The organism is Streptomyces coelicoflavus (assembly GCF_045041415.1).
Classification (GTDB): domain Bacteria; phylum Actinomycetota; class Actinomycetes; order Streptomycetales; family Streptomycetaceae; genus Streptomyces; species Streptomyces coelicoflavus.
In genome coordinates this window covers 7,650,136-7,660,968 of sequence record NZ_CP108218.1, presented here as the reverse complement: position 1 = coordinate 7,660,968, position 10,833 = coordinate 7,650,136, and the positions used below count along the sequence as shown (strand labels likewise).

9 protein-coding genes are annotated in these 10,833 nt (G+C 71.6%); 7 read left to right on the top strand and 2 right to left on the bottom strand.

Translation table 11 applies throughout. The annotated features are described in order from the left end of the window. Window positions 1–58: 58 nt before the first annotated feature. Entirely contained in the window at window positions 59–1,117 is a 1,059-nt protein-coding gene (locus tag OHA99_RS34525; protein ID WP_051005886.1) for a LacI family DNA-binding transcriptional regulator, read from the bottom strand. A gap of 191 nt (window positions 1,118–1,308) precedes the next feature. Between OHA99_RS34525 and OHA99_RS34520 the strand changes: the two genes are divergently transcribed. From OHA99_RS34520 to OHA99_RS34490, 7 genes are all read left to right on the top strand, one after another. Then, window positions 1,309–2,235, top strand: a complete 927-nt coding sequence (locus tag OHA99_RS34520; protein WP_153181346.1) for a carbohydrate ABC transporter permease — start codon at window positions 1,309–1,311, stop codon at window positions 2,233–2,235. 7 nt (window positions 2,236–2,242) lie between these two features. Beyond that, a complete protein-coding gene (locus OHA99_RS34515; RefSeq protein ID WP_405698709.1) occupies window positions 2,243–3,193 on the top strand; it encodes a carbohydrate ABC transporter permease in 951 nt (316 codons plus the stop codon). An 86-nt stretch (window positions 3,194–3,279) separates the two neighbouring features. After that, the gene (locus OHA99_RS34510) at window positions 3,280–4,635 is read left to right on the top strand and encodes an ABC transporter substrate-binding protein (protein ID WP_405698708.1); all 1,356 of its coding nucleotides are present in this window, start codon (window positions 3,280–3,282) and stop codon (window positions 4,633–4,635) included. 28 nt (window positions 4,636–4,663) lie between these two features. Then, the gene (locus OHA99_RS34505; protein ID WP_153181343.1) at window positions 4,664–6,709 is read left to right on the top strand and encodes a beta-galactosidase; all 2,046 of its coding nucleotides are present in this window, start codon (window positions 4,664–4,666) and stop codon (window positions 6,707–6,709) included. A 120-nt stretch (window positions 6,710–6,829) separates the two neighbouring features. Continuing rightward, on the top strand, window positions 6,830–8,869 hold the full coding sequence (locus OHA99_RS34500; protein ID WP_405698706.1) for an RICIN domain-containing protein: 2,040 nt from the start codon (window positions 6,830–6,832) through the stop codon (window positions 8,867–8,869). Window positions 8,870–8,956: 87 nt separating this feature from the next. Next, window positions 8,957–9,598, top strand: coding sequence for a sugar O-acetyltransferase (locus tag OHA99_RS34495; RefSeq protein ID WP_366473688.1), 642 nt, complete (start codon window positions 8,957–8,959; stop codon window positions 9,596–9,598). Window positions 9,599–9,711: 113 nt separating this feature from the next. After that, window positions 9,712–10,503: an SAM-dependent methyltransferase gene (locus OHA99_RS34490; RefSeq protein ID WP_153181341.1), complete on the top strand. Its 792-nt coding sequence runs from the start codon at window positions 9,712–9,714 to the stop codon at window positions 10,501–10,503. 66 nt (window positions 10,504–10,569) lie between these two features. Here OHA99_RS34490 and OHA99_RS34485 read toward each other — a convergent pair whose 3' ends face one another. Further along, window positions 10,570–10,755 carry a hypothetical protein gene (locus tag OHA99_RS34485; protein WP_366473687.1) on the bottom strand — a complete coding sequence of 62 codons (186 nt, stop codon included), beginning with the start codon at window positions 10,753–10,755 and terminating at the stop codon, window positions 10,570–10,572. Window positions 10,756–10,833: the final 78 nt, after the last annotated feature.

The following is a 10,833-nucleotide window of genomic DNA, read 5'->3' as shown; positions in this document are numbered from 1 at the left end:
TTACCCTCCCCGCCGCCCCTAAACCGGTGGTCCGTCCCCCGCGTCCGCCCCACGCCCGCTACGCCGGTGGCGGCGCCGTGCTCGCCCGGGTCACCAGCCGGGTCGGCACCAGGGTCGTGCCCCGCTCCGGGCCGGCCTCGCGCATCTTGCGCAGCACCGCCTGTACGCACAGCCGCCCGACCTCGGCGAAGTCCTGGTGCACGGTGGTCAGCGGGGGCAGGAAGGAGCCGGCCTCGGCGATGTCGTCGAAGCCGATGACGCTGACGTCCTCGGGCACCCGCCGGCCGCGTTCGTGCAGGGCGCGCAGCAGGCCGAGGGCCATCTGGTCGTTGGCCGCGAAGACGGCGGTGCACTCCTCGCGGGCGGCGAGTTCGAGGCCGGCCCGGTAACCGGACTCGGCCGACCAGTCGCCCCGGACCGGCGGCGGCGGGGTCCGCCCGGCCTCGGTGAGGGTGTGCCGCCAGGCGTCGGTGCGGCGCTGGGCGGCGAAGGAGCCCTCGGGTCCTGCCAGGTGCCACACCGTGTCGTGCCCGAGGTCCAGCAGATGGCGCACGGCGGCGCGGGAGCCGCCGGCCTGGTCGGTGTCGACGACCGTGTAGTGGTCGCCGGCGTCGGAGTCGACCACGACGACCTGGACGTGGGGCGGCAGGGTGAGGGAGCCGGCGTCGAGGAGGTGGACCTCCATGATGACGATGACCGCGTCGACGGCCAGTTCCTCCAGCCGCGAGAACGCGCCGCGCACCTCGTCCTGGGTGGGGACGGCGACCGGCAGCAGCGTCACCGCGTACCCCTCGCTCGCCGCGGAGACGGCGATGGCCTCCAGGGTGCGGACGTTGCCCGTGGTGGCCAGCGAGAAGGTGATGACGCCGATGGTGCGGAACTCACCGCGCTTGAGGGCACGGGCCGCGCTGTTGGGCCGGTAGCCCAGCTCCTTCATGGCCGCCAGCACCTGCTGCCGGGTCTCCTCGGTCACGCCCGCGTAGCCGTTGGAGACACGGGACACGGTCTGCGAGGAGACGCCGGCCAGCCGGGCGACGTCCGCCATGGAGGCCGTGCGCTCCCGTCCGCGCCGGGGTCGCGCTGGTGCGCTCGTCGGGACTTCCTCAGCCGTGCTCACTTGCCGTCAGCCGCCTATCTGTCGCTGTCGGGTCCGGGTGCGGAAGGACCCTTGACCGTCGTCGTCGGGGCAGTGTAGACATGCCGCCATCAGATGTTTACGTAAACATATCAGTCCGGCGCCCTTTCGCGGCGCGTGATGTTTACGCAAACATCGGGGTGAGGTTCAGGACGTGGACGAGCGAGGACGACATGACGACGCTGCAACCGCCGGCCGCCGCCGAGCCGCGGCCGGCCCCGCCCCCGGTGCGGCGGGACCGCCGTTCCTGGACCGGGTGGGGCTTCCTCGGTCCCTTCGTGGCCGTGTTCGCCCTGGTGTTCCTCGCGCCGATCGCGTACTCGGTCTACCTCAGCCTCTTCCGCGACCAGCTCATCGGCGGGACCACCTTCGTCGGCCTCGACAACTACGCCGAGGCGCTGAGGGACGAGCGGTTCTGGGCCTCGCTGGGCCGGGTCTCGCTGTTCCTCGCCGTACAGGTGCCGATCATGCTCGGCATCGCGCTGCTGGTGGCCCTGGCGCTGGACAGCGGGCGCCTCTACGGCCGGGACTTCTTCCGCATCTCCATCTTCCTGCCGTACGCCGTGCCCGCCGTGGTGGCCACCCTGATGTGGGGCTTCATGTACGGCACCCGCTTCGGCCTGGTCGGTGACATCAACGGCGCGCTGGGCGTCTCGCTGCCCGACCCGCTCTCCCCCGACCTGGTCCTTGCCTCCATCGGCAACATCGTGACCTGGGAGTTCGTCGGCTACAACATGCTGATCTTCTACGCCGCGCTGCGCGTGGTCCCGCACTCGCTCTACGAGGCGGCCCAGATCGACGGCGCCGGCCAGATCCGCGTGATCACCGCCATCAAGCTCCCGGCCATCCGCGGGGCCCTCGTGATCGCCACGATCTTCTCGATCATCGGCAGCTTCCAGCTCTTCAACGAGCCCAGCATCCTGCAACCGCTGGCGCGCAACGCCATCACCACCGACTACACGCCGAACTACTACACCTACGCGCTGTCCTTCAACGGCCAGCAGCACAACTACTCCGCGACGGTCGCCATCGTCATGGGGCTGATCACCATGGTCATCGCCTACGTCGTGCAGCTGCGCGGCATGCGCAAGGGAGTGTGAGGCAGCGATGACCAGTCCCGTCGCCACCGTCCGTCGCCGTTCCACGGCCGACCCGTCGGGCACCCCGGGCTCCGCGCCCCGGCTGCGTACGCCCCGGCGCCGGCACTCCGCCGACAAACCCCGGCGCAGTGTGCTGCTGACCGTGCTCACCTCGCTCGTGCTGCTCTACAGCCTGGTGCCGCTCGTCTGGCTGACCGTCAGCGCCACGAAGACGCAGGAGGGGCTGTCCCGTTCCGCCGGCCTCTGGTTCGACGGCGACTTCGCGCTGTGGGACAACATCGCCGAGACGTTCACCTACGACGACGGCGTCTTCACCCGCTGGCTGCTCAACACCCTGCTGTACGTGGGGCTCGGCGCGGGCGGCGCCACCTTCCTCGCCGTGCTCGGCGGCTACGCGCTCGCCAAGTTCGACTTCCCCGGCCGGCGGGCCGTCTTCGCCGTCGTGATCGGCGCGGTGGCCGTGCCGGGGACGGCGCTGGCGGTGCCGACCTTCCTGATGTTCAGCAAGATGGGGCTCACCAACACGCCCTGGGCGGTGATCATCCCGTCCCTGATCTCGCCGTTCGGCCTCTATCTGATGTGGGTGTTCGCCACCGAGGCCGTCCCGGCCGAGCTGATGGAGGCCGCCCGCATCGACGGGGCGGGCGAGGTGCGCACCTTCTTCCGGGTCGCCCTGCCGCTGCTGGCACCCGGCATCGTCACCGTCCTGCTGTTCACCATGGTCGCGACCTGGAACAACTACTTCCTGCCGCTGGTCATGCTCAAGGACCCCGACTGGTATCCGCTGACCCTGGGCCTCACCAGCTGGAACCAGCAGGCCGCGACCGCGGGCGGCGAGGCCGTGTTCAACCTCGTCGTCACCGGGTCGCTCATCACCATCCTGCCGCTGATCGCCGCGTTCCTGCTGCTCCAGAAGTACTGGCAGTCCGGTCTCGCCGCCGGAAGCGTCAAGGAGTAGCCCTCCCCCGTTCCCGCCCCTCACCGACAGCCCCGACAACCCTCGACCGGTGCCGGTTCCGGCCACGAAGAAGTGGAAGCACACCCATGCCCACACACCTGCCCCAGCACGCGCGCCGCCTCCTGCGCGGCACGGCCCTCGTCTGCGCCCTCGCCCTGGGAGCGACCGCCTGCGGCGGCTCCGACGACGGGGGATCGAGCGGGAAGGCCGTCTCCGAGGCGGACATACAGGCGGCCCTCAAGGAGGGCGGCACCCTCACGGTGTGGGCGTGGGAGCCCACGCTCAAGCAGGTGGCGGCCGACTTCGAGAAGGCACACCCGGGCGTCAAGGTGGACCTCGTCAACGCCGGCACCAACAAGGACGAGTACACGGCGCTGCAGAACGCCGTCTCGGCGAAGAAGGGCGTCCCGGACGTCGCCCAGATCGAGTACTACGCGATGGGCCAGTTCGCCCTGACCGAGCAGCTCACCGACCTCAAGTCCTTCGGCGCCGACAAGCTCTCCGCGAAGTTCTCCCCCGGTCCGTGGAACGGGGTGAAGGCCGGTTCGGACGGCATCTACGCGCTGCCGATGGACTCCGGCCCGATGGCGCTGTTCTACAACAAGAAGGTCTTCGACAAGTACGGCATCGAGGTGCCCACCACGTGGGCCGAGTACCTGGACGCCGCGCGCGACCTGCACAAGGCCGACCCGAAGGCCTACATCACCGCCGACAACGGCGACGCCGGGTTCGCCACCAGCATGCTGTGGCAGGCGGGTTCGCGCCCCTACACGGTGAACGGCACCAAGGTGAAGATCGACTTCTCCGACCAGGGTGCCAAGACCTTCACGGACACCTGGCAGAAGCTCATCGACGAGAAGCTGCTGGCCACCGTCCCCGCCTGGACCGACGAGTGGTACAAGGGCCTCGGCGACGGCAGCATCGCGACGCTGGCGACCGGCGCCTGGATGCCAGCCAACCTGGAGTCCGGTGCGAAGGCGGCCTCCGGCGACTGGCGCGTCGCCCCGATGCCGCAGTGGACCGCGGGCGGCAAGGTCAGCGCCGAGAACGGCGGCAGCGCGCTCGCGCTCCCGGAACTCGGCAAGAACGAGGCACTGGCGTACGCCTTCGTCGAGTACGCGAACGCCGGGGACGGCGTGCAGACCCGGCTGGAGAACGGCGCCTTCCCGGCGACCACCGCGGATCTGCAGTCCACCAGGTTCCAGGACACCGCGTTCCCGTACTTCGGCGGCCAGAAGGCCAACAAGATCTTCGCCGAGTCGGCCGCGAACGTCCCCGACGACTGGTCGTACCTGCCCTACCAGGTGTACGCGAACTCGGTCTTCAACGACACCGTCGGCAAGGCCTACGTCTCCGGCACCACGCTCGCCGAGGGCTTCGAGTCGTGGCAGGAGGCCTCGGTCGAGTACGGCGAGCAGCAGGGCTTCACCGTCGAGAAGTAGCGCACGCCCCCACACCGGAAGGACCGCCATGATCTCCACCCTCCACTCCCGCAGCCATCGCGGGGCGGACGGTGCCCCCGCCCCCCGTCTCGCCTACGGCGCCGACTACAACCCCGAGCAGTGGCCCCGGGAGGTGTGGGAGGAGGACGTACGGCTGATGCGCGAGGCCGGCGTGAACATCGTGTCGCTCGGCATCTTCTCCTGGGCCCGCATCCAGCCGGGGCCGGACACCTGGGACTTCGCCTGGCTCGACGAGGTGATGGACCTGCTGCACGAGCACGGCGTCGGCGTCGACCTGGCGACCGCCACCGCCTCCCCGCCGCCCTGGCTGACGAGGGCGCACCCGGAGATCCTGCCGGTCACCGAGCGGGGCGAGACGCTGTCGCCGGGAGCGCGCCAGCACTGGCGCCCGACCTCGCCCGTCTTCCGCGAGCACGCCCTGCGCCTGGTGCGGGAGCTGGCGACCCGCTACGCCGGCCATCCGGCCCTGGTCGCCTGGCACGTCAACAACGAGCTGGGCTGCCACAACGTGTACGACTACTCGGACGACGCGGCCCGTGCCTTCCGGGACTGGCTGCGCGCGCGGTACGGCACGACGGACGACCTCAACCACGCCTGGGGCACGGCGTTCTGGTCGCAGCGCTACGGCGACTGGGAGGAGATCCTGCCGCCCCGGTTGGCGGCCTCGCACCCGAACCCGACCCAGCAGCTGGACTTCAAGCGGTTCTCCTCGGACGCGCTCAAGGACCATCTGCGTGCCGAGCGGGACCTCCTTCGGGAGCTGACGCCCGACGTGCCCGTCACCACCAACTTCATGGTGATGCCCGGCACCAAGGGCATGAACTACGCGGACTGGGCCGGCGAGGTGGACTTCGTCGCCAACGACCACTACGTCGTCCCGCACCCGCAGGCCCGCGACGAGCTGTCGTTCTCGGCGAACCTCACCAGCGGCATCGCGGGCGGCAGGCCCTGGTTCCTGATGGAGCACTCCACGAGCGCGGTGAACTGGCAGCCCGTCAACCTGGCCAAGCTGCCCGGCGACATGGCCCGGGACTCGCTGACGCACGTGGCGCACGGCGCCGACGCGGTGTGCTTCTTCCAGTGGCGCCAGTCGGCGGCCGGCGCCGAGAAGTACCACTCGGCGATGGTCCCGCACGCCGGCGCGGACAGCGACCTGTTCCGTTCGGTCACGGCGCTCGGTGACACGCTGAAGACCCTCGCGCCGGTCGCCGGGAGCGAGCGGGAGCCCGCCGAGGTCGGCATCCTCTTCGACTGGGAGTCCCGGTGGGCCAGCGAGCAGGACTCGCACCCCACCTCGCTGCTCGACTACCACCAGGAGGCGCTCGACTGGTACTCCGCGCTGCTCTCCCTGGGCGTCCGCGCCGACGTCGTCACCACCGGCGCCGACCTGAGCCGCCACCGGGTGCTGATCGCGCCGGTGCTGCACCTGGTCCCGGCCGGGCTGGCCAAGGACCTCACGCGCTACGCCGAGCAGGGCGGGCACCTGGTCACCACGTACTTCTCCGGCATCGTGGACGAGAACGACCATGTCTGGCTGGGCGGTTACCCGGGCGCGCTGCGGGACCTGCTCGGCATCCGCGTCGAGGAGTTCGGCCCGCTGCCCGCCGGGCAGCGCGTGGAACTCGACGACGATGCCACGGGCGGCCTGTGGACCGACCACGTCACCGTCACCGACCCCGGGACCGAGGTCCTCGTCCGCTACCGCACCGGTGCCCAGGCGGGCCGCCCCGCGGTCACCCGGCGCGGCACGGGCGGTGGTTCGGCCGCCTACGTCTCCACCGGGCTCGGCGCCGACGGGCTCGCCGCGCTGCTGCCGAGGCTGCTCGGGCCAGCCGGGGTGACGAGCGAACTGCCCGCCGAGGCACGGGGGCGGGTCGAGGCCACCGTGCGCCGCGGCCCCGGTGGACGCTTCCTGTTCCTGGTCAACCGGACCGACGAGACCGTGACCGTCCCCGGGCTCACCGGGGAGGTCCTGGTGGGCACCACCGGCGACGAGGGCACCGTCGTCCTGGCGGGCCGGGGGGTCGCGGTCCTGCGCACGCCCGCCGGCTGATCCCACGCCCACGACTCCCCGGAGCGGCACGCGCCCGCTCCGGGGCCGTCCCCTCCTGCCCCGGACCGGGCGGCGGGGGCCACCACCGCAGCGACCACACCTTTCCGTTGGGAGCACACGATGGCACGCCGTACCCGCAGCAGACGCCTCCTCGGGGCCGCTGTTCTCACCTCCCTGGCCACCGGGGCCGCCCTGCTCGGCGTTCCCGCCCAGGCCGCACCGGTCGCGGCCGCCGCCTCCGTCACGGTGCGGCCGGACCCCTCGTACCAGCAGGAGGAGTTCGAGGGCTGGGGCACCAGCCTGGTCTGGTTCGCCAACGCCACCGGCGACTACCCGCCCGAGATCCGCGAGAAGCTGGCCCGGCTGCTGTTCGGCGACGACGGACTGGGCCTGAACATCGCCCGGTACAACATCGGCGGCGGCAACGCGCCGGACGTCAAGGACTACCTGCGGGCCGGCGGGGCGGTCGAGGGCTGGTGGCAGGCGCCCGCGGGCACCACGCGCGAGGACACCGACTGGTGGAGCGCCGACGACCCGGCCGACTGGAACGAGGACGCCGACGCCACCCAGCGCTGGTGGGTCGAGCGCATCAAGGACGACATCGACCACTGGGAGACGTTCAGCAACTCCCCGCCCTGGTTCATGACCGTCAGCGGCTACGTCTCCGGCGGCTTCGACTCCTCCGCCGACCAGCTGAAGCCCGGGTCCGTCGACGACTTCGCCGCCTATCTCGCGGGCGCGACCAGGCGGCTGGAGAAGGCCGAGGGCATCGAGGTCGACACCGTCGACCCGTTCAACGAGCCCAACACTCCCTACTGGGGGACGCAGTCGGGAGCGGAGGGCGAACCGGTCGGCGGCCGGCAGGAAGGCGCCCACATGGGTCCCGAGCTGCAACGCGAGGTGCTCCAAGCCCTCGCCCCCGCTCTGAAGAAGGCGAAGGTCAAGGCGGAGATCTCGGCGATGGACGAGACCAACCCCGGGACCTTCGCGAAGAACTGGAGCGCCTACTCCGAGGCCGACCGCGCCCTCGTCGGGCAGATGAACGTCCACACCTACGGCACCGGGCAGCGCACCACCGTGCGGGACCTCGCCAAGGCCGCGGACAAACCGCTGTGGATGAGCGAGGTGGGCGGCGACTGGGGCGACGGCCAGGACTTCGAGGACATGCGGCCGGGCCTCGGCCTCGCCCAGCAGATCGTCGACGACCTGCGGGAACTGGAGCCCCGTGCCTGGGTGTTCTGGCAGCCTGTCGAGGACTACGACAACATGAAGCCGGGGGGCGAGTCCGCGAAGGGCGGCAACTGGGGCAGCATCCAGCTCCCGTTCGACTGCACCGCCGGGGACACCCTGGAGACCTGCCCGATCCGGACCAACACCAAGTTCGACACCGCACGCAACTTCACCCACTTCATCAAGCCCGGCGACCGGCTGATCAAGACGGACGACACCTCCAGCGCCGCCGCCGTCACCCGCGACGGCAAGGGCGCCTCGCTCGTCCACGTCAACCGCACCACCGAGGCCCGCACGGTCACCGTCGACCTGTCGAAGTTCCGTGACGTGAGCCGCCGGGCCACCGTCACCCCGGTCGTGACCAGCGCCGACGGCAAGCTGGAGCGGCAGGCCCCGATCCGGGTGAGCGACCGCACGGCCACCTTCACCGTGCCCGCGCAGTCCGTCACCTCGTTCGAGGTCAAGGGCGTCTCGGGCGTCGCGAAGGGCGCCGCCGAGCTGCGCAGGGGCCACACGTACACGCTGACCGGCGTACAGAGCGGCAAGGCCGTCACCGTGTCCGGGGACGGCACGAACCTGGTCCTCGGCACCGGCGCCGACGCGAGCGCCGAGCGGTGGCGGCTGAGCGCGGTGCGCCACGACGGCGGCGTCCGCGACCGCTACGTCTTCTCCCGGCCCCAGGACGGCACGCGGCTGGCCGTACGGGACGACGTCCCCGTGGCGGAGCCCGACACCGGCGGGCGCGACCGGGCCGCCGAGTGGATCGCGTCGACCACCGGCGACGGCACCTGGACCCTGGTCAACGCGGCGACCGGGCGCCTGCTCGAAGTGGGGGGCCAGGCGACCCACGCGGGCGCCGCCGTCACGACCTGGCCGCCCAACTCCGGTGCCAACCAGCGCTGGACGCTGACGGACGTGTCCACCGGCTGACCTCCCCCTGACGGCGGCCCCGTCCGCGCGGCCGCACTCGGGCGCGGACGGGGCCGCGGTCCATCGGTACGGACACGAGGAGACCGTATGACCACCGACCCCCGTGAGCGCGAGGTCCGCCGCAGGATGGCGGCCCGGGAGCTCTACTCGGACGGCGCACCGGGTCTGGAGGGCCTGACGGAGGAACGGCTGCGCGGCAAGGAGCTGGCCGACTCCTACAACCGGACCGGCGCCCGGGACGAGGAGGGCCGCCGGACGATCCTGAAGGAGCTGCTCGGCGCCCTGGGCACGGGCGTGTGGATCGAGCCGCCGCTGCACGTGGCCTACGGCAGCCGGACCCGCCTGGGCGACGACGTGTACGCCAACTTCGGCCTCACCTTGGTCGACGACGTCGAAATCCTCGTCGGGGACCGGGTGATGTTCGCCCCGCACGTGGCGGTCAGCACGACCGGCCACCCCGTCCACCCGGAGCTGCGCCGGGACGGCACGCAGTTCTCCGCGCCGGTGCGCATCGAGGACGACGTGTGGATCGGGGCCGGTGCGCTGATCATGCCCGGGGTGACCGTGGGGCGGGGTTCGGTGGTCGGCGCGGGCAGCGTGGTGACGGCCCATGTGCCGCCGATGACGGTCGTCGCCGGGACCCCGGCCCGGGTGCTGCGCGAAATCACCGACGCCGACCGCGCGTGGACCCACCGTCCACCGCGCACCCTGGGCCGGGACGGCCGGTGAGCCGTGGGCGAACGGCAACTTCCGGCGTCCTTCGGGCACATGGCACGGCGACACAGCAGTACGATGATCGAAAACTGCGGCGCAGCGTCACCTCCCGGACCACGGAGCCTGCCATGACGACGGACCACACCCAGCCTCCCCACATCGACACCGGCCGGGCCCACCCCGCGCGTGTCTACGACTGGCTGCTGGGCGGCAAGGACAACTACCCGGTCGACGAGGCGGTGGGCGAGACGCTGCCGCCGGAGGCCCGGGACGCGGCGCGGCAGAACCGCGCCTTCATGAACCGCGCGGTGGCGCACCTCGCCGCGCGGGGCATCGACCAGTTCCTGGACATCGGCACGGGCATCCCGACGGAGCCCAACCTGCACCAGATCGTCCAGCGGACGGTGCCGAGGGCCAGGGTCGTCTACGCCGACAACGACCCGATCGTGCTGCGGCACGCGGAGGCGCTGCTGGTCAGCAGCCCGGAGGGGGCCACGGACTACATCCAGGCCGACGTCCGCGAGCCGGACGAGATCGTGCGGCACGCCCGCGGGATCCTCGACTTCGACCGGCCGATCGCGCTGTCGCTGATCGCCCTGATGCACTTCGTCCCGGACGACCAGGACGCCCACGGCATAGTCCGGGGGCTGGTGGAGACCCTTCCGTCCGGGAGTCACCTGGTGCTGTCGCACGCCGCGATCGACCTCTTCCCCGAGCTGGCGGAGCAGGTGATCGCCCAGTACGCCAAGGGCGGTATCCGCCTCGGCTTCCGTACCCGGGCGGAGGTCACCCGGTTCTTCGACGGCCTGGACCTGGTGCCGCCGGGCCTGGTGACGGCCACCGAGTGGTCCGGCGAGGGCCTGGAGCCGCCCGCGCCGGAGGAGAGCGGCATCTACGCGGGCGTGGCGCGCATTCCCTGACCGGATGACCGGATGACCGTGCGCCCCGATGACCGGGCGGCCGACGTGCGGTCGGTGAGCGTCGCCTCAGCGGCGGCGCCCGCGCGTCGCCCGGCCGCTGCCGATCCCGGCTACGTGCAGGGCCAGCAGGGCGAGGCCGACGAGCATGACGTTGGTGGAGGTGAAGACGTCGTTGGTCGACACTTCCGCCGCGTTGATCAGCCAGGCGAGGAGGAACAGAACAGCCGCGACGATGGCGAGCACGGTGCACATCCCTTCGGATCGGCGGCACCGGGGCGGTGCCGTGTCTCGCGTATGCCCCCGAAGGGCCGCGCGACACGACGGAAGGTG